Below are 18,140 nucleotides of genomic sequence, written 5' to 3'. Positions count from 1 at the left end.
GTGACAGGATCGCCGTTCAGCTGCCGAATCTTCTACAGTTTCCCGTCGCAGTCTTTGGTGCCCTGCGGGCCGGACTGGTGCTGGTTAACACTAACCCGCTGTATACCGAGCGGGAGATGGCTCATCAGTTCAAGGACTCCGGTGCCAAGGCCATCCTGATTCTGGCCAATATGGCCAGCAAGCTCGAGAAGATACTCCCGCGCACTGACATCCGCCATGTGGTGATCACTGAGATCGCCGACTTCCACAGTTTTCCCAAGCGCCAGATCATCAACGGGGTGGTCCGCTATATCAAGAAGATGGTGCCGTCTTACTCACTACCCCAGGCCATTTCACTGCGCGATACGCTCAAGCGTGGCTCAGCGCTAGCGCTGAACGAAGCGAAGTGTCAAGCGGAGGACGTAGCGGCGCTGCAGTACACCGGTGGAACTACTGGGCGTGCCAAGGGGACCATGCTGACTCATGCCAACCTGGTGTCGAACATGCTTCAGGCGCATCAGGCAATCGGCAAGGGTCTGGGCGATGCTCAAGAAACCGTTATTGCACCGTTGCCGGTTTATCACATCTATACCTTTACCGTGAATTGCCTGTTCATGATGGTGACCGGCAACCATTCGGTGTTGATCACTAACCCCCGCGATCTTGACGGCCTGATCAAGGAGCTGTCGTCCATGAAGTTTACCGGCTTCGTGGGCCTCAATACGCTGTTCAATGCGCTCTGTAGCCGCGATGATTTCCGCAAGCTGGACTTCTCGTCACTGCATCTGACCATTTCTGGTGGCATGGCGCTGACCAAGGCGGCTGCCCAGCGCTGGCAAGAGGTCACCGGTTGTCCCATCGCCGAAGGCTATGGTCTGACCGAAACCTCTCCGATCGTGACCTTCAATCCGGTTGATGCCATTCAGTTGGGCACCATCGGCCGTCCGGTGGCGGGCACCTCAGTCAAAGTGATTGGTCTGGACGGCAATGACCTGGCCCAGGGTGAAGCGGGCGAGCTGTGCGTGAAAGGGCCGCAGGTCATGAAGGGTTACTGGAACCTTGAGGGTGAAACTAGCAATGTGCTGAGCGCCGACGGCTGGTTTCGCACGGGAGATATCGCTGTCATCCAGGACGATGGCTATGTGCGTATCGTGGATCGCAAGAAAGACATGATCTTGGTGTCAGGCTTCAACGTCTATCCCAATGAGATTGAGGACGTTGTGGCCATGCACCCCGGTGTGGTGGAGTCGGCAGCAGTGGGTGTGCCAGATGATGTGAGCGGGGAGACGATTAAGCTGTTTGTGGTTGCCAGCGATCCGTCGCTGGACGCCAAGGCGTTGCGCGACTGGTGCAAGAAAGAGTTGACTGCCTACAAGGTGCCGCGTCACGTGGAGTTTCGCGATGAGCTACCCAAGACCAATGTGGGTAAGGTGTTGCGCCGGGAGCTGCGCGATGCAGAGATAACGCGTAGTGAAGCCAGTGAGTGATTAGTCTCCTGCCTATCCTGGCGGTATAATGATCAGCCCGCGTCGTGTTATCGGCGCGGGTTTTTCATCGCCGCTTATTTTCCTTCATGGAGCCAGAAGACAGCCCAGTGAGTAATCCCCGTACCGACGATTCGGCCACATCATCAAGCCCATCAGCTAACAGCAAGTCTTGTATTGATGAACTCAAGCGTGAGCTTTCACAGGTTCTGCTGCGCGATGCCCACCGGCTGGGCAAACGCTTGGCCGGACTGCAGCGGCGTGAGCGCCAGGGCAAGCCCGTCGATCGTGGGCTCCAGGAAGTGCAGCATGATATCCGCCGTTCACGGGCACAGGTCGAGACCCGTCGCCAGTCATCGCTGACGCTGGACTACCCTGAGGCACTACCGGTCAGCCAGCGGCGCGAGGACATTCTGGAGGCGCTGCGTGATCATCAGGTCGTTGTGGTGGCCGGTGAGACAGGCTCCGGCAAGACGACCCAGCTGCCCAAACTGTGTCTGGAGCTGGGGCTGGGTCGACGCGGCCTGATCGGCCATACCCAGCCGAGGCGTCTGGCAGCACGTTCGGTGGCTACGCGCTTGGCCGAGGAGCTACAGGTACCATTGGGCGGGCCGGTTGGCTATCAGGTGCGATTCACTGACCACACCGCCGATACCACGCTGGTCAAGCTGATGACCGACGGTATCCTGCTGGCAGAAACCCGCAACGATCCTGATCTGATGCGCTACGAGGCGATCATCATCGATGAGGCCCACGAGCGCAGTCTCAATATCGATTTCCTGCTAGGTTATCTCAAGCGGTTGCTGGAGCGGCGCCCGGATCTTAAGGTGATCATCACCTCGGCCACCATTGATGTGCAGCGCTTTGCTGAGCACTTTGCTCTGGTGGACAGTAACGGCCACAAGCGCCACGCACCGGTGATTGAGGTCAGTGGGCGCACCTATCCGGTGGAGGTACGCTATCGGCCGCTGGTGCGTGACGCCGACGATGAGGAAGACATCGGCCTGCAAGAGGGCATTGTTGAAGCGGTCGAAGAAATCGAGCGTATTGAGCGCGAGAAAGGCTGGCTGCACGGTCCTCGAGACATCCTGGTCTTCCTGCCCGGCGAGCGCGAGATTCGTGAGGCAGCTGATACGTTGCGACGGGGCAATCTCAAGGGCACCGAAATCATGCCGCTGTATGCGCGGCTGTCCAATGCCGAGCAAAATCGTGTGTTTGCGCCCCATCGCGGGCGGCGCATCGTGCTGTCCACTAACGTGGCCGAGACCTCACTGACTGTGCCTGGTATCCGCTATGTGATTGACCCGGGGCTGGTACGCATCAGCCGCTACAGCTATCGCTCGAAGATCCAGCGCTTGCCGATAGAGCCCATCAGCCAGGCCAGTGCCGACCAGCGCAAGGGGCGCTGTGGTCGGGTCGCTGAAGGGCTGTGCATCCGTCTTTACGACGAGCAGGACTTTCTGGCCCGGCCCGAGTTTACCGATCCCGAGATTCGCCGCACCAATCTGGCCTCAGTGATCCTGTCGATGTTGTCGCTCAAGCTGGGTGACATTACAGACTTTCCGTTTGTTGATCCGCCGGACTCACGCTTTGTTACCGACGGCTTTCGGCTGTTGTTCGAGCTGGGCGCAGTGGGTGCGCGACAGGAGCTGACGCCGTTGGGTCGGCGTTTGGCACGTCTACCCATTGACCCGCGGCTGGCGCGCATGGTGCTGGCGGGGGCCGAGCAGGGCGGGTTGCGTGAGGTGCTGATTGTGGCCTCGGCACTGGCCACTCAGGACCCCAGGGAACGCCCCGCCGAGAAGCGCCAGGCTGCCGACCAGGCCCATCGTCGCTGGCAGGACCGCGATTCAGACTACGTCGCGCTGATAAACCTGTGGCACGGCTATGCTGATGCCCGAGAGGCGTTGTCCGGAAACCAGTTGCGCCGCTGGTGCCGCGACAACTACCTCAACTACATGCGTCTGCGCGAATGGCACGATACGTTCCGCCAACTGCGCCAGTTGTTGCGCGAGATGGATATCGTCGTACCTGCGCCGCCGCCGCGCCCCCAGTCGCGGGGTGCTGATGAAAGCACTGAGGGTGGAAAACCTGATGAGGCTCAGCAGCGTGAAGCCAGCCGCCAGGCCGCCGAACTGCATCGCGCGTTGCTGCCGGGATTGCTCTCGCACCTGGGGCTGTTGCATGAAAATCGCGAGTATCTTGGTGCCCGTAATCGCCGCTTCATGGTGCACCCCGCCTCGGGGTTGGCCAAGCGCACGCCCAAGTGGCTGATGGCTTTCGAGCTGGTCGAGACCTCGCGGCTGTTCGCCCGCACAGTGGCGCGTATCGAGCCGGAGTGGATCGAGCCCGCCGCCGAGCATCTGGTCAAACGCAGTTATAGCGATCCGCACTGGGAGATGAAGCGCGCCCAGGTGGTGGCTCTGGAGCAGGTGACGCTGTTTGGCTTGCCGATTGTCAGCCGGCGGCGGGTGAATTATGGCGTGATTGACCCCGAAGAAGCGCGGCGGCTGTTTATCCGCCGTGCTCTGGTGGAAGGCGAGTTTCGCACTAAGGGCGAGTTCTTTGCCTATAACCGGGCGCTGGTCGATGAAGTTGAGAGTCTCGAGGATCGCGCACGTCGCCGCGATATCCTAGTCGATGAAGAAGCGTTGTTTGATTTCTATGACGCGCGCATTCCTGATGATGTGGTCAACGGCAAGGGCTTCGAGGCCTGGCGGCGAAAGGTTGAGAAAGAGACCCCGGATATCCTCAAGTTTGAGCGCGACGCTCTGCTGGCACGGGATGCCGAAGAGGTCACTCAGGTCCAGTATCCTGACCATTTGAGTCTGGGCAGCGTCAGCTATCCGCTCAGCTACCACTTTGCCATCGACGCCGAAGACGATGGCGTGAGCCTGATGGTACCTGCCGCGATGCTGTCGCAGTTGCCGGAAGGACGTCTTGAGTGGTTGGTACCTGGCCTGCTGCGCGAAAAATGCATTGCGTTGCTTAAGTCACTGCCCAAGAGCATTCGTCGCCAGGTGGTGCCGATTCCCGATTGGGTGGACGCGGCACTTGAGTCTCTGGCGCCGGACAATACACCGCTGACTGAGGCGCTGGGTGAGTTTCTACGTGTCAAGACCGGCCTGCGGCTGCATCCGGATGACTGGCGTCAGGAGCAGTTGCCGGCGCATCTGCACATGAATGTACGGGTAGTGGATCACCACGGTGAAATGCTTGGTCAGGGGCGTGACCTTAAGGCACTGCAGCAACGTTTCGAGAAGGCTGCCGGTGAGGGCGCGCGTGCGTTAGCTGCGCAGGATAATGATGACAGCGCGCTGGCCGGCTTGCCTGAGCAGGCCTTGCCAGCATCCCGGGTGACCACCCAGGCTGGAATACGCGTTGAGGCGTATCCGGCGCTGGTGCAAGAAGGCGAAGGGTATCGCGTAGAGCTGTTTGATCACCCGGACAAAGCCGGGGTGGCTCACCGTCGCGGTATCGTTAGAACAGCTATGGACCAGCTTCCCGAGCAAGTTAGAGAGATACAGCGGCTGCCAGGACTTGCGCCCTGTGCGCTGTTGTTTACCAAGGTGGGCACCAAGCGTCAGCTGGCTGACGATCTGGTGGCCGCGGTATTTCAACAAGTGGTGGCAGTTGAGCCGCTGCCGCGTAGCCGCACGGCGCTGGATGAGCGGTTGCAGGCCTGTCAGGATGAGCTCTTGCCGCATGCCAGGGAAATGCTGGTGATGCTTGAGGCCGCGCTGAAAGGGCACCTTGCTGTTACCAAGGCGCTCAGGGGCAATCTCAGTTTTGCTCTGGCGCTCAGCTATGCTGATCTCAAGGCGCAAATGGCACGGCTGGTGTACCCGGGCTTCATTCAGGAGGCAGGCCAGTGGCTGACGGAGTATCCTCGCTATATGGAAGCTGCCCTGGTGCGGCTCGAAAAGGCACCTCGTGAGCATCGGCGTGACCAGCTGCTGATGCAGCAGGTGCAGGGCTTTCAGGCCAGGCTTGATGCACGGCTGGAGACGGAAAGGCGCAGCGGCATTGTCGATCCGGGGCTGGTGGAGTTCGGCTGGTGGATTGAGGAACTTCGCGTCTCGTTGTTTGCTCAGCAGCTTGGCACCGCGATGACGGTGTCGGACAAGCGGCTGGAGCGCCGCTGGGCCGAGTTGACGGGCCGCCAGGCAGATAGCAGGCGCTGTGAAAGCCAGTGATGTGATAACAAGATCATGTGGGAAGCGTACAACGATGAAATGCGTCGTGAGCCAGCATAAGGGGAAAAAGATATGACTGCCGTTGTAATTACCGGCACGGGGCTTTTTACCCCGGAACAGAGTATCGACAATGATCAGCTGGTGGCATCTTTCAACAGCTGGGTAGACGCCGAGAACACTCGCAATGCCGCGGCTATTGAGGCCGGTGAGTGTGAGCTGCTGGCGTACTCGAGCAGTGAGTTCATCGTCAAGGCATCGGGCATCCACAGCCGCTATGTGCTGGATGCCGAGGGCATTCTGGATCCTGAGCGTATGCGCCCGCGTTTGCCTGAGCGTGGCAACGACGAACCCTCGACCCAGTGTCGTATGGGCCTGGTGGCCGCCCAGCAAGCGCTGGAGAATGCCGGCGTGGAAGCCGGTGATATTGAACTGGTGATTGTGGCCTGCTCCAACCTGGAGCGCGCCTATCCGGCTGTCTCTGTGGAGCTTCAGGCCGCGCTGGGTGCCGGAGGCTATGCGTTTGATATGAACGTGGCCTGTAGCTCGGCCACCTTTGCCATCGAAACAGCAGCCAATGCCATTCGTGCTGGACGCGCCAAGCGTGTGTTGGTGATCAATCCGGAAATCTGTACGGCACACCTGAATTTTCGTGATCGCGACAGTCACTTCATCTTCGGCGATGCCTGTACTGCCATCGTACTGGAAAGCGCTGAGGTGGCCAGTGCTGAGCAGCAGTTTGAGGTGCTCGACACCCGCCTGGTCACGCAGTTCTCCAACGCGATTCGCAATAATGCCGGTTTTCTTAACCGGGTAAGCGACAGTGACCCACTAGCCCTCGATAAACTGTTTGTGCAGGAAGGGCGGCGCGTATTCAAAGAAGTCTGCCCCATGGTGGCGCGCCTGATCAGCGATCATCTTGTTAGCCTGTCGTTTGGCAGTAGTGACGTGTCGCGGTTGTGGTTGCATCAGGCCAACCGGCACATGAATGACCTGATTGCGCGTCGTGTGCTGGGGCATACCCCTACAGCTGAGCAGGCGCCGGTCATCCTTGATCGCTACGCCAATACAAGCTCTGCTGGCTCGATCATTGCTTTCCATTTGCACCGCAATGACTTGCCTTCTGGTGCGCTCGGCGTAGTGTGCTCCTTCGGCGCAGGCTATAGCGCCGGAAGTGTGATTGTACGTCGCTGTTGAATGACTGAACTCAAGGATCTATGAGCATGGATAATCAACCTCTGTCTGCTGGCCATGATGTTAGCAATCCACGCAAGCGATCAACGTTTCGCGGCCTGACCGCTATGCTGACGGTCGTGGCGTTGTCTGGCTGTGCCGGCACTACAGTACAGGATCGCAATCCGGAAGATCCCTGGGAAGGTTTCAACCGCAAGGTGTTTGCCTTCAATGAAGTGCTGGATCGCTATGCCCTTAAGCCGGTGGCTCAAGGCTATGACTTTGTCACCCCAGCTCCGATCCAGACCGGCGTGGGCAATTTCTTTTCCAATCTGGGTGAGATACGTACCACCATCAACAGCGTGTTGCAGGGCAAGCCTGGTAATGCCGGTGTCGCTACAGGCCGCTTTCTGCTCAATTCCACTTTGGGGTTCGCTGGGATTTTTGATGTGGCGACTGACATGGAGCTGACAGGAAATCGTGAAGACTTCGGCCAGACACTTGCCGTGTGGGGTGTTGGTGAAGGCCCTTATTTGGTACTGCCTCTGCTTGGCCCCAGCACGGTGCGCGACACCTCAGGTCTGCCGGCGGATATTTACACTAGCCCGCTGGCCTATGTGAATGATGACAAGGTGGCATACGGCCTGGCTGCGCTGGATGTTATTGCTACCCGTGCCAGCTATCTTGATCAGGAGAAGCTGATCAGCGGTGATCGTTACGCCTTTTTGCGTGACACCTATCTTCAGCGTCGACGCTTCGAGGTGCTTGACGGGAATCTGGGCAAGGACCCCTTCGCCAGTGACGAATTCGATCTGGACGATGTTGACTTTGATGATGCCTTTGCCGACTGAGGTCGTGACGAAATGTCCACTGACAGTGAGCTGATTGGCCTGATCGATATGCCAGACGCCGCTCGGGATCTATTGGCCAACGTTATTGAGAGGGGCGGTCACCCGGTTACCGCTGTGGAAGATGTCGGCGGGCTGCCGGACAACGCCTTGCTGGTGGTTGCGCATGTTAGAGCGCTACCGTTGACCGCCTGTGCTGAGCTTTCTAGGCGACTGCCGGTGGTGGTGGTCAGCGATAGCGGAGAGGACGGGCCTGAAAATGCAGCGCTGGTTGAGGCGGCGGATGAGGGCGTGATCGACTACTTGCCTGAGCCATTGCGTAATGCGCACTTGCTGCGGCGGGTGATTCGCCGTGTCATCAAGCTGAACCGTCTTGCCGCTGAGCAGGAGCAGGACCGGAAGCGGCTGGCAGACCTCAACGAGCGGCTGGAAACGCACCTTGAGCTGCTCAGGCTTGATCAGCAGGCGGGCGGGCATATTCAGCGCAGGTTGCTGCCGTTGCGTCCACAGAGAGTGGGTGAGGTGAGCTGTGATTACTGGCTGGCGCCATCACTTTACCTTTCCGGGGACTTTCTTGACGTCAAGCCCTTCAATGACCGCTATACGCTGTTCTATTTTGCTGATGTGTCAGGTCATGGTGTGGCGTCGGCTTTTGTGACGGTATTACTTCGGTATCTGTTCAATCGCATGCGACTTGTCTGGGATGGCCAGAACCCGGATGCGTTACCTGCCAACTGGTTGAGCCGGCTCAATCAGGAACTGCTGGATACCGGCATTGGCAAGCACGCGACTCTGTTCATGGGCGTTATTGATCAGGAGCAGCGCTATCTACACTATTCCATAGGCGCCCAGTTGCCGCTGCCGCTGCTGGTGGTGGACGGCAAGGCCCAGCCATTGGTGGGTGAAGGAATGCCGGTGGGTCTGTTTCCTGATTTGACATTTCCCCAGCTGGGCTGTGACTTGCCAGAATCGTTCCAGCTTTGGCTGTGTTCTGATGGCGTGTTGGAATGCCTTCCTGGCGACAGCCTGGATGAGAGACTGGCCGACCTGGGGCGTCGTGTGGCAAACAGTGGTACCTTGAAAGCCTTTATTGATGATCTGGCAGCCGGTGGTCACCTTGCCAGAGAGAACGAGGTGCTGGTTGACGACGACGGTGCAGATCAAGAGCTCCCTGATGACCTGACGATCATGACGCTTGGCGGATTTGGCAATGATGATGCATGAGGGCCGCATCAAAGCGGCATTCGAGTCTGGCGTATTCGTGCTTAAACTGAGCGGTGACGTGAGGTTGACACTGTGCGCCACCTTGGACAGCCAGGCCCAGCGCCTGGCGGAAACACCTGGCCTGACGGCGGTGATGGTGGATTTGCGCGACGCTACCAATATCGACTCCACGGCGCTTGGTTTTCTGGCCAAGGTTGCCATGGCTCTGGGGGGGCGACTTGAGCAGCCGCCAACCATTGTTGTGAATAATCCCGATGTGCGGCGGATGCTGGATGTCATGGGTTTTTCCCACTATTACACCCTGCTGGAAGGGCCGATCAAAGAGCCTTGTGAGCTTGAGGAACTCCCTGAGTTGCCCAGCGATGAGGACGACTTGCGCGACCGGATTCTTGAAGCACACCGCATCCTGATGCGTATGAACAAGCATAACCGTGAGCAGTTTCAGCCGCTGGTGGAAATGCTTGAGGCTCAGTCTGGCGACTGAGCCTCAAAGGATGGCGGTCGGCTAGGCTGGGCTGCTCAGTTGTTACGCAGTTCGCCAAGCAGTTTTTCCAGGCTGCGCTGGTCGGCCATGAACTTGCGGATACCCTCAGCCAGCTTTTCAGTGGCCATGGCGTCTTCATTGAGTGCCCAGCGAAAGTCAGTTTCACCCTGGGGCTCCGGTGCGTTGGTTTCGGCACCCTGGGGGCTGAGCTTGCGCTCGAGGATGCCGTTTCCTTCGGCGAGTTCGCCAAGCAAGGCCGGAGAAATGGTCAAGCGGTCGCAGCCGGCCAGCGCAATGACCTGTTGTGCGCTACGAAAGCTGGCGCCCATCACGATGGTTTCAAAACCGTGTGACTTATAATATTCGTAAATGCCGCGTACCGATTGCACTCCTGGATCCCTGTCGCCGCTGAAGTCGGCATCGGGCTTATTGGCTTTGTGCCAGTCGAGAATACGGCCGACGAAGGGTGAAATTAGCGTGACCCCGGCGTCAGCACAGGCGCGGGCCTGAGCCATGCCGAACAGCAATGTCAGATTAGTCTGAATACCTTCCCGCTCCAGCACCCGAGCTGCCTGAATGCCTTCCCAGGTGGCCGCAACCTTGATTAGGATGCGCTCAGGGCCAACGCCATGCTGGGCGTAGCGCTCGATCAGGGAGCGCGCTTTGTTGAGAGTCGCCTCGCGATCGAAGGAAAGCTGTGCACTGACTTCTGTGGAAACGTAACCCGGCACCAGGGCGCTGATTTCGCTGCCGATTTCCACAGCGACAGCGTCCAGTGCCGCGTCAATATCTGTCGCCTGTCGGGCGATTTCTGCCAGTCGCTGACGGCGTGATGGCTGCTGGGCCGCTTGCAGAATCAGCGAAGGATTGGTGGTGGCATCGCTGGGGGAAAAGCGGCGAATCGCGTCCAGGTCGCCGCTGTCGGCAACCACTGTGGTCATGGTGGAAAGCTGATCAAGCAGAGTGTCTGCCATAAAAAAATCCTCAATTGATTGCAGGGTACTGTAGCAAGCCCGTGCGCCTGAAAACAGCGACGCAGACAGGGGCCTTTGCAAAGCGTTATCATTAGCCGACTAAAAAACTGTCTGGAGGTCACTTGACCCTGAGTCCACGCCGCGTGTCGCTGTTGGTGGCTGCCAACACGGCATTGGCTCCCTTCGCCATTGATGCGTATTTGCCCGCTATGCCGGCACTGGCCGAGTCGGTCGGAGCCAGCGTACATCGCACTGAACTATCCATCAGCTTCTTCCTGCTTGGCTTTGCTGTGGGGCAGCTGACCGGTGGCCCTTTGTCAGATCGGTTGGGCCGGCGTCCGGTGCTGCTGACTGGGCTGGTCATCTTTTTTCTGGCCAGCTTGATGATTATCACTGCTGATGGATTGGGCCAGTTGTTGTTCTGGCGGCTGGTTCAGGCAATTGGTGGCGGTGCCTGTGTGGTCAACTCGGCCGCCATTGTGCGCGACTGTTTCAGTGGACGGGAAGCCGCTAAAGTCATGTCAACCATGGCCATGATTCTGATGCTGGCGCCGCTGGCAGCGCCGGCGGTGGGGAGTGTGTTGCTATACATATCGGACTGGTGGCTGATCTTTGTTTTTCTGGCCACTTACGCCGCCTTCCTTTTCTGGCTGATGGGAAGACATCTGCCGGAAACCCGGGCGCCGGATACTCCGGTGGCTTCGTTCAGGCAGGTGCTGCGCAATTATTACAGTGTGCTGAGTCACCGGGAAGCCATGGGCTATGTATTTGCTGTGGCCGCGACTTTTTCCGGCATGTTTGCCTTTATTACTGCATCACCGTTTCTTTACATGACTCACTACGGGCTGTCGCCGGCGGTATATCCGCTGGTCTTCGGGCTGAATGTGATCGTCATGGCCGGCTCAAACCGAGTCAATATTCACCTGCTAAAGAATCGCACGCCACAGCAGAACATGAGCCTGGGGCTAATGGTTCAGCTGGCGGTGGCGATTTGTCTGACGTTGTTGGTATTTTCCGGGCTGGATTCGCTGCTGACCGTGGTACCGCTGGTCATGCTGTTCATGGGCATGGTCGGACTGATTACGCCCAATGCGATTTCGTCGCTGCTGGAACATTTCGGTCACATGAGCGCTACCGCTACAGCGCTACTGGGCTCCATTCAGTTTACCTGCGGGGCACTTGCCGGCGTGGTGGTCAGCGCTTTTGAAATCGATAGTGCCTGGCCTATGGTGCTGACCATGGTGGTGGTGTCGCTGGGCGGGAATCTGGCACTGCGCGTACTGGCAGGAAAAGCGAGGCCTGCAGAGGCATGAGCGAACTGTGGTGGCAGTGGCTGGATATGGCACCGGAACAGTGGCTGGCTGCTGCTCTGGTGTTGGCGCTGGGTACTTTCGTTCAGCGTGCTACCGGCTTCGGGTTGGCGGTTGTCGGTGCACCTTTGCTGCTATTGATAGATCCCCGATTGGTGCCGGTCACGCTGGTAGTGATGGGGTTCAGCCTATCGCTGCTGGTGCTGCGCCGTTTTCGGCGCCAGGTACAGCTGGGCGAGATTGGTATGGCTTTGGTGGGTAGAGTTCCAGGTAACTTGCTGGGGCTGTGGCTGCTGGTCAGTGCGCCGCTGGCGGTACTGAAATGGCTGATTGCCGGTATCGTGTTGTTTGCCGTACTGGTGAGGCTTTTCCAGTTTCGTGTACCGGTCAACCGTCGTAGTATGTTCCTGGCCGGAGTGGTGTCCGGTGTGTTCGGCACGGCGTCGGCCATTGGCGGTCCGCCTATGGCGCTGCTGATGCATGACATGCCGCCAGATCGGATACGCAGCAATCTGGCGGCGTTCTTCCTGATTACCTCTTCGATGACGCTGGCCACCCTAGCGGTGGCCGGCTACGTCTCGCTATGGCATCTGGGCATTTCTGCCAGCTTCCTGCCCGCCATGCTGCTGGGCCAGGCGTTAGCTGCGCGGGTGGCTGGGCGTATTGACCAGAAACTCCTGCAGTGGAGTTCTTTGGCACTGTGCAGTGTTGCTGCCATCGGGCTAGTGATTTAAGAAATCAATATTTGGTGATGGCTATGTGGATGGCTGAGAGGGGAAGTGGCCACGGGTAGCGTTGGCAATATGCACCAAGGCCAGCATGATCGGTACCTCCACTAGCACACCCACTACCTAGATGATCGAGCGACTTTGACGTCGGGAGAGAACAAGCCCGGCGCGGGAAAGCATCGATAAATGTGCAGACATGCTGTTGTGTGGAACATCTAGCTGCCTTGCGATCTCACCAGCAGGCAGTCCTTCAGGTTCTTGTCGAACTAGAAGCTGGAATGCTTCCATTCGAGTCTCTTGAGAGAGTGCGGCAAAACATGCAATTACTTGTGATGTTTCCATATGTTCAAGCCTATGAACGAGATGAAGAGTAATCAAACTTTTTTATTTGTCGAGGTTATGGAGCGGTCCTCAGAATCAGCAAGCTCGATTAGAGCCTGGCGCCATAAGCATCTAACTTCGTGACCTGGCGGCATTCTCCTGCGGAAGCAGAGCCGCATAAATCATCGTATTGATCGGGGTCGGTACACCGGCAGTGCGGCCGAGTCTGACCACGGCACCGTTTTGCGAGTCCAGCTCTGAAGGATTGCCGGCAACGATATCGCGTTGCATGGAAGCGGTGCTACCTTCTTGTAGTGAGTCGAGAAAACCCAGTGCACGATCGATGGCGTCATCGGGGAGCGCTACGCCACGCGCTCTGGCTACCGCATCAATCTCATCGAGAATCTGGCAGATCAGCTCGCGGGTCTCAGGCAGTTTCCGGGTGATGCCGATGGGTGCGCGGGTGAGGGCACCAATGCCGCTCATTGCACAGATAAATAAGAACTTGCTCCATACTGCAGCCTCGATGTCGTCGGGTATCTCGGCGCTGATGCCGGTGGCGCGGTCTAGCGTGGCCCTGAGTGTTTCGGTATCAGCGGCTTGGGAAGGCAGTCTCGTACCGAGCCGGATGAAAGGGGAAACACCGGCATGGCGGATCACGCCTGGCCCCTCGCGCCATGCAAGAATGCCACACAGGCCATCCAGCACGCGCTCCTCGCCCAGGACGGCAGCCAACTGGCCGGCAGCTTCAACGCCGTTCTGTAGGGGCAGCACCAGCGTGTTTGGCCCGATCAATGGGCGTATGGCTTCAGCAGCGGAGGCCACTTGCCAGGCTTTGACCGCGACGATCACCGTGTCGACCTCACCGAGTCCGGCAGGATCATCGGTGGCTTTGGCCGAGGTGATGGTGGCGTTGCCTTCGATGCTTTTGAGTTTCAAACCGTTGCGGCGTATGGCGGTGAGGTGATCACCTCGGGCGACGAAGGTGACATCTTCACCGGCTTCAGCGAGCCGTGCACCAAAGTAACCGCCGACGCCACCACTGCCCATGATTACGAACCGCATTGTGCTTTCCTTACTGTATTGAGGATTATGGTATCAGCAGTCTAGCGCTGATAGTCATGGCTGGCACTGGGTTCGTTAACATCAGGTCCAGGCTCATCGGCTACGGTCTCAAAGGCTACCCGGTGAAAACTTGCAGCGGCATTCACCTCGGCGATATCAAGTTGGCCTAGCACTTCACTGGCCAGGGGGCACAGCACCGTCTTGACGCCGCTTAACAGCGATTATAGTGCCGTTACCGTGATGGGCATTCCAGTTATTTCCATCACTTGTTTGCAGCCAAATGCTATCTGTGTAGGGCGGTGGCCACCGCCACGTTGGTGAATAGACAGACAAAAGCTCCGGGCACGAACCAGTTCGGTATGATCGCCAGGCGCATGACCAGCTCTCGGAGGGTCCTGGCTGGCCTGAACTGGTCCGAGCGGTGTACGCTTAGGGGTTGGTGAGGTTGCCCCAGTCCTTTCAGTTTCCAGGAATATTCATGAGCAATATGCCCGCGTGCCCCGAATGTGCTTCGGTTTATACCTATGATGATAGCCTGCAGTTTGTCTGCCCCGAGTGTGGTCATGAGTGGTCGAAGGAGGCCGCCGATAGTGTAGAAGATGATGCAGTTGTCACGGATGCCCACGGCACACCGTTGGCTGATGGTGATGCAGTCACTGTGATCAAGGACCTCAAGGTTAAAGGCTCTTCATCGGTGGTTAAAGTTGGTACCAAGGTCAAGAATATCCGCCTAGTGGAGGGTGACCATGACATCGACTGCAAGATTGACGGTATCGGCCCCATGAAGTTGAAGTCGGAGTTCGTCAAAAAGGCCTGATGGCCTGAAGCGTCATGCGCCTCTACGTCTGAGAATAAGTGTAGGTCCGAGAATAAGTCGAAAGCTGGCCCTGACCCTCTTCTGGTCGGGGCCAGCTTTTTTTATTTATGCAAGTCAGTTGCTTAGGGCTGCTGTAGGCACAGTGGCAAGCTGTCACGCAATGAATGGGGTAGAAGGCCAAGATCTGGGAAGCTGCCCATGGCGCTACTGGCCAGGTTGTCCTGGGTCATTAATACGACTTGATCCCGGGTCAATGGTGGACTGGGCAACACGGACAGTAGCCTAGCCACTGCAAGCCAGACAAAAAACGGCACCGGCATCAATGGCCGTTCTCGGCCCAGATGCGCCATTACCAGGTGCAGGATTTCCCGGTAGCTCATGATATCCGGTCCGCCCAACTCGAATAGCCGGCGCGGGCTAACGGGCTCTCCGGCCAGGTGGGCAATGGCACGGGCCAGGTCACGAACATGCAGCGGCTGCATGCGCGTCTGGCCGCGGCCGAACAGTGGAATCAGTGGCAGTCGAGTGAGCCCCGCCAGGTTGGACAGCAGGGCGTCGCCGGGGCCGGGGCCAAACAGCACGCTGGGTCGTACGATGGTTGCCCGGGGCAGGGCGTCGATCACTGCTTCTTCGCCGAGTGCGCGTGCTCGCACATAGGCCGAGGCAGAGCGACTGTCGGCACTGATGCTTGAGACGTGGATAAAGCGTTCGATGCCGGCATCGCGTGCTGACTGCGCCAAACGGCTGGCGCCCTTCACATGGATCTCATCGAAGCTGATTCGGCGCCGTTCAACATACAGGCTGACCGCATTGACCACAGCGTCTGTATTCCTGAGTGCCGCAGTGACGTCATCGTCACTACGGATATCGGCACTTACCAGCTCGATCGGATCGTCGGGTTCGGCCCAGTCGGGAAGGTTGGGGTGTCTAGCCGCCAGACGCACGCTGCGCCCGGCTTCTATCAGCTCACGCACGACAGCAGTACCCAGAAAGCCGCTGCCACCAAATACCAGTGTCGAGGCGCTGTCTGCTGTAGCAGTTTGATCGTGACTCACTGGACATTTCCTTGGGCACTCGCCAGGAACGGATGCGAGTTGTCTGGCGTTATCAGTGTGGCGCTTCAGTCTAGCGCGGTGGCAGATCATCTGGCCACTGGCATAGTGGTGGCAGCAGTTCTGGCAACGAGTTTCAATTGATGGCAGTTGTCGTTACTCCTCCGAATATTGCCGTTTATGGTGAATTTATATTGAGCGAACGGTGGGTTGTGAAAAGAAATTCATGCTAAAGGCTTCACAGGCAATTCATATAGGACTAAAATGGTACCCAATTGATTGTCAGCGCCCCAGGAGGGAGTCAGGCCATGCTTAAACTATCCCGACTGACCGACTATGCCGTCGTGGTCATGGCGCAGATTGCGCGGCACCCGGGTCAGTCACATACCGCTGCCAAGCTTGCCGAGGCTGTGAAGCTGCCGCGTCCTACCGTCAGCAAGACGCTCAAGATGCTGGTCAGGGCGGAGCTTCTTGAGTCGCGCCGCGGTGCTCAGGGAGGGTATTCCCTGGCTCGGCCAGCGTCGCACATCACCGCCATCGACATTATAACCGCGATAGAAGGGCCGGTGGGCATGACCGAATGCAGTCAGGCCGATGGCGAGTGTGAGCTAGCAGACACGTGCGGTGTCGCCGGTAACTGGCAGCGTGTTTCGCAGGCCGTGCGTGGCCTTCTGGATAGCGTGACACTGGCACACCTGTCCGACACGGCACCCATCAAGTTGCCTGTGCAGCTACCCATACAGAGCGTGAGTCTGGCCGCAGAAGCCTGACCGCGTATTCAGATACCAGAACTCAAGGCGAGCCGGCTCGCCAGCCGAACTGCCCAAGAGGGGGAAACACCATGTCAACCCAGGAAATGGAACAGCTTGTCCAGCGCGAGTACAAGGACGGCTTTGTCACCGATATCGAGAGCGAAACGCTACCGCCGGGGCTGGATGAAAGTACTATTGCGTTCATCTCTAACAAGAAGGGCGAGCCTGAGTGGATGCTAGAGTGGCGCCTGAAGGCCTATCGGCAGTGGCTGAAAATGACGCCGCCGTCCTGGGCGCACCTAGATTACCCGCCGATCGACTATCAGGCTATCTCCTACTTCAGCGCGCCCAAGCGCCCCGAGGATCGCCCGCAGAGCCTTGATGAAGTCGACCCCAAGCTGCTTGAAACTTACGAGAAGCTGGGGATTCCCCTGCATGAGCGGGCAGCGCTGGCGGGTGTTGCCGTGGATGCGGTGTTCGACTCTGTGTCGGTGGTTACCACTTTCAAGGCCGAGCTGCTTGAAGCCGGCGTGGTGTTTTGCTCAATCTCGGAAGCTATCCGAGATTACCCGGAGCTGGTCAAACGCTATCTGGGTACCGTGGTGCCGCAGACCGACAACTATTTTGCTGCGCTCAATTCGGCAGTATTTACTGACGGTTCTTTCGTGTATGTGCCGGAAGGCGTGACTTGCCCCATGGAGTTGTCGACCTACTTCCGTATCAACGCTGAGAATACCGGCCAGTTCGAACGCACGCTGATCATCTGTGAAGACCGCGCCCAGGTGTCGTACTTGGAGGGCTGTACTGCCCCGATGCGCGACGAGAACCAGCTGCACGCGGCGGTGGTTGAACTGGTGGCACTGGAAGATGCTTACATCAAGTATTCCACGGTGCAGAACTGGTATCCCGGCGATGAACATGGTGTTGGCGGTATCTATAACTTTGTTACCAAGCGTGGCGACTGTCGCGGTGACCGCTCACGTATCAGCTGGACCCAGGTCGAGACCGGCTCGGCGATTACCTGGAAGTATCCTTCCTGTGTGCTACGCGGCAAAGACAGTATTGGTGAGTTCTACTCAGTGGCGGTGACCAATGGTCGCCAGCAGGCTGATACCGGTACCAAGATGATCCACATTGGTGAGGGCACACGCTCCACCATCGTTTCCAAGGGGATTTCCGCCGGTCGGGCCGAGCAGGCCTATCGTGGTCTGGTGAAGATCGGCCCACGGGCCAAGGGTGCACGCAACTTTACCCAGTGCGACTCCTTGTTGATTGGTGATCGGTGTGGTGCCCACACCTTTCCTTATATGGAAATCGGTAACAGTACGGCCCAGGTCGAGCACGAGGCAACGACTTCGAAAATTGGCGAAGACCAGCTGTTTTATTGCCGAGCGCGCGGCATCTCCGAGGAAGACGCGGTGAACATGATCGTTAACGGCTTCTGTAAGGACGTGTTCCAGGAGCTGCCGATGGAGTTTGCTGTGGAAGCCGAGGCGCTATTGAACGTTACTTTGGAAGGTGCGGTGGGTTAAGCAAAGCCCCCTAGCGCAAGATCTAACGACTTATTTTCGGGCCGCGGTGGCGGCTCATCAGAATTGAAAGGTAATCAATATGCTCGAAGTCAAAGACCTGCACGTATCGGTGGAAGGTAACGAGATTCTCAAGGGGCTGTCACTCACCATCAATGCTGGCGAAGTGCACGCCATCATGGGGCCCAACGGCTCCGGAAAGTCGAC

Annotated in this window: 17 protein-coding genes; 12 read left to right on the top strand and 5 right to left on the bottom strand. The window is 58.1% G+C overall.

The window, feature by feature from the left end:
- The 6 genes from ACTH3D_RS04205 to ACTH3D_RS04180 form a co-directional block, all read left to right on the top strand.
- Positions 1 to 1,466: AMP-binding protein (locus ACTH3D_RS04205; RefSeq protein WP_441665573.1), on the top strand; the 1,466-nt coding region annotated here is incomplete at its 5' end.
- 107 nt (positions 1,467 to 1,573) lie between these two features.
- A complete protein-coding gene (gene hrpA, locus ACTH3D_RS04200) occupies positions 1,574 to 5,659 on the top strand; it encodes an ATP-dependent RNA helicase HrpA (RefSeq protein WP_441665571.1) in 4,086 nt (1,361 codons plus the stop codon).
- Positions 5,660 to 5,731: 72 nt separating this feature from the next.
- Positions 5,732 to 6,853 carry a beta-ketoacyl-ACP synthase III gene (locus ACTH3D_RS04195; protein WP_441665569.1) on the top strand — a complete coding sequence of 374 codons (1,122 nt, stop codon included), beginning with the start codon at positions 5,732 to 5,734 and terminating at the stop codon, positions 6,851 to 6,853.
- Positions 6,854 to 6,879: 26 nt separating this feature from the next.
- The gene (locus ACTH3D_RS04190) at positions 6,880 to 7,680 is read left to right on the top strand and encodes an MlaA family lipoprotein (protein ID WP_441665567.1); all 801 of its coding nucleotides are present in this window, start codon (positions 6,880 to 6,882) and stop codon (positions 7,678 to 7,680) included.
- Between the two features lie 12 nt (positions 7,681 to 7,692).
- Complete coding sequence (locus ACTH3D_RS04185; RefSeq protein ID WP_441665565.1) at positions 7,693 to 8,901, top strand: PP2C family protein-serine/threonine phosphatase; 1,209 nt, start codon at positions 7,693 to 7,695, stop codon at positions 8,899 to 8,901.
- Positions 8,888 to 9,385 (top strand): STAS domain-containing protein, encoded by a 498-nt coding sequence (locus tag ACTH3D_RS04180; RefSeq protein ID WP_441665563.1) that lies wholly within the window; start codon positions 8,888 to 8,890, stop codon positions 9,383 to 9,385. Before ACTH3D_RS04185 ends, ACTH3D_RS04180 begins: the two co-directional genes overlap by 14 nt.
- 35 nt (positions 9,386 to 9,420) lie before the next feature.
- Here ACTH3D_RS04180 and tal read toward each other — a convergent pair whose 3' ends face one another.
- Positions 9,421 to 10,359, bottom strand: coding sequence for a transaldolase (gene tal / locus ACTH3D_RS04175; RefSeq protein ID WP_441665561.1), 939 nt, complete (start codon positions 10,357 to 10,359; stop codon positions 9,421 to 9,423).
- A 122-nt stretch (positions 10,360 to 10,481) separates the two neighbouring features.
- Here tal and ACTH3D_RS04170 point away from each other — a divergent pair, with 122 nt between their 5' ends.
- Entirely contained in the window at positions 10,482 to 11,672 is a 1,191-nt protein-coding gene (locus ACTH3D_RS04170; RefSeq protein WP_441665559.1) for a multidrug effflux MFS transporter, read from the top strand.
- Positions 11,669 to 12,403 (top strand): sulfite exporter TauE/SafE family protein, encoded by a 735-nt coding sequence (locus ACTH3D_RS04165; RefSeq protein ID WP_441665557.1) that lies wholly within the window; start codon positions 11,669 to 11,671, stop codon positions 12,401 to 12,403. The genes ACTH3D_RS04170 and ACTH3D_RS04165 overlap by 4 nt, the downstream gene beginning before the upstream one ends.
- A 117-nt stretch (positions 12,404 to 12,520) precedes the next feature.
- Here ACTH3D_RS04165 and ACTH3D_RS04160 read toward each other — a convergent pair whose 3' ends face one another.
- The 3 genes from ACTH3D_RS04160 to ACTH3D_RS04150 form a co-directional block, all read right to left on the bottom strand.
- Positions 12,521 to 12,739 (bottom strand): ArsR/SmtB family transcription factor, encoded by a 219-nt coding sequence (locus tag ACTH3D_RS04160; protein WP_441665555.1) that lies wholly within the window; start codon positions 12,737 to 12,739, stop codon positions 12,521 to 12,523.
- Positions 12,740 to 12,850: 111 nt separating this feature from the next.
- Entirely contained in the window at positions 12,851 to 13,783 is a 933-nt protein-coding gene (locus ACTH3D_RS04155) for a 2-dehydropantoate 2-reductase (protein WP_441665553.1), read from the bottom strand.
- A gap of 41 nt (positions 13,784 to 13,824) precedes the next feature.
- On the bottom strand, positions 13,825 to 13,980 hold the full coding sequence (locus tag ACTH3D_RS04150) for a hypothetical protein (RefSeq protein ID WP_441665551.1): 156 nt from the start codon (positions 13,978 to 13,980) through the stop codon (positions 13,825 to 13,827).
- A 281-nt stretch (positions 13,981 to 14,261) separates the two neighbouring features.
- On the opposite strand from ACTH3D_RS04150, the gene ACTH3D_RS04145 reads away from it, so the two are divergent.
- Positions 14,262 to 14,600 (top strand): zinc ribbon domain-containing protein YjdM, encoded by a 339-nt coding sequence (locus ACTH3D_RS04145; protein ID WP_441665549.1) that lies wholly within the window; start codon positions 14,262 to 14,264, stop codon positions 14,598 to 14,600.
- Between the two features lie 122 nt (positions 14,601 to 14,722).
- Here the strand turns inward: ACTH3D_RS04145 and ACTH3D_RS04140 are convergent, their stop codons facing one another.
- A complete protein-coding gene (locus tag ACTH3D_RS04140; protein ID WP_441665547.1) occupies positions 14,723 to 15,655 on the bottom strand; it encodes a complex I NDUFA9 subunit family protein in 933 nt (310 codons plus the stop codon).
- Positions 15,656 to 15,960: 305 nt separating this feature from the next.
- Between ACTH3D_RS04140 and ACTH3D_RS04135 the strand changes: the two genes are divergently transcribed.
- From ACTH3D_RS04135 to ACTH3D_RS04125, 3 genes are all read left to right on the top strand, one after another.
- A complete protein-coding gene (locus ACTH3D_RS04135) occupies positions 15,961 to 16,422 on the top strand; it encodes an SUF system Fe-S cluster assembly regulator (RefSeq protein WP_441665545.1) in 462 nt (153 codons plus the stop codon).
- A 71-nt stretch (positions 16,423 to 16,493) separates the two neighbouring features.
- Positions 16,494 to 17,936, top strand: a complete 1,443-nt coding sequence (sufB, locus tag ACTH3D_RS04130) for a Fe-S cluster assembly protein SufB (RefSeq protein WP_441665543.1) — start codon at positions 16,494 to 16,496, stop codon at positions 17,934 to 17,936.
- A 79-nt stretch (positions 17,937 to 18,015) separates the two neighbouring features.
- On the top strand, positions 18,016 to 18,140 hold a 125-nt coding region (locus tag ACTH3D_RS04125; RefSeq protein ID WP_441665575.1), incomplete at its 3' end, for an ATP-binding cassette domain-containing protein.

The organism is Halomonas sp., assembly GCF_052095765.1.
Classification (GTDB): domain Bacteria; phylum Pseudomonadota; class Gammaproteobacteria; order Pseudomonadales; family Halomonadaceae; genus Halomonas.
The sequence above is the reverse complement of the archived record's forward strand: the minus strand, read 5'-3'. Positions and strand labels throughout refer to the sequence as shown.

Coding starts and splice junctions, on each gene's coding strand:
- ACTH3D_RS04155 (WP_441665553.1), bottom strand. CDS start 13,783: ATGCGGTTCGTAATCATGGGCAGTGGTGGCGTCGGCGGTTACTTTGGT.
- ACTH3D_RS04180 (WP_441665563.1), top strand. CDS start 8,888: ATGATGATGCATGAGGGCCGCATCAAAGCGGCATTCGAGTCTGGCGTA.
- ACTH3D_RS04190 (WP_441665567.1), top strand. CDS start 6,880: ATGGATAATCAACCTCTGTCTGCTGGCCATGATGTTAGCAATCCACGC.
- ACTH3D_RS04185 (WP_441665565.1), top strand. CDS start 7,693: ATGTCCACTGACAGTGAGCTGATTGGCCTGATCGATATGCCAGACGCC.
- ACTH3D_RS04135 (WP_441665545.1), top strand. CDS start 15,961: ATGCTTAAACTATCCCGACTGACCGACTATGCCGTCGTGGTCATGGCG.
- ACTH3D_RS04145 (WP_441665549.1), top strand. CDS start 14,262: ATGAGCAATATGCCCGCGTGCCCCGAATGTGCTTCGGTTTATACCTAT.
- ACTH3D_RS04160 (WP_441665555.1), bottom strand. CDS start 12,739: ATGGAAACATCACAAGTAATTGCATGTTTTGCCGCACTCTCTCAAGAG.
- tal (WP_441665561.1), bottom strand. CDS start 10,359: ATGGCAGACACTCTGCTTGATCAGCTTTCCACCATGACCACAGTGGTT.
- ACTH3D_RS04195 (WP_441665569.1), top strand. CDS start 5,732: ATGACTGCCGTTGTAATTACCGGCACGGGGCTTTTTACCCCGGAACAG.
- sufB (WP_441665543.1), top strand. CDS start 16,494: ATGTCAACCCAGGAAATGGAACAGCTTGTCCAGCGCGAGTACAAGGAC.
- ACTH3D_RS04165 (WP_441665557.1), top strand. CDS start 11,669: ATGAGCGAACTGTGGTGGCAGTGGCTGGATATGGCACCGGAACAGTGG.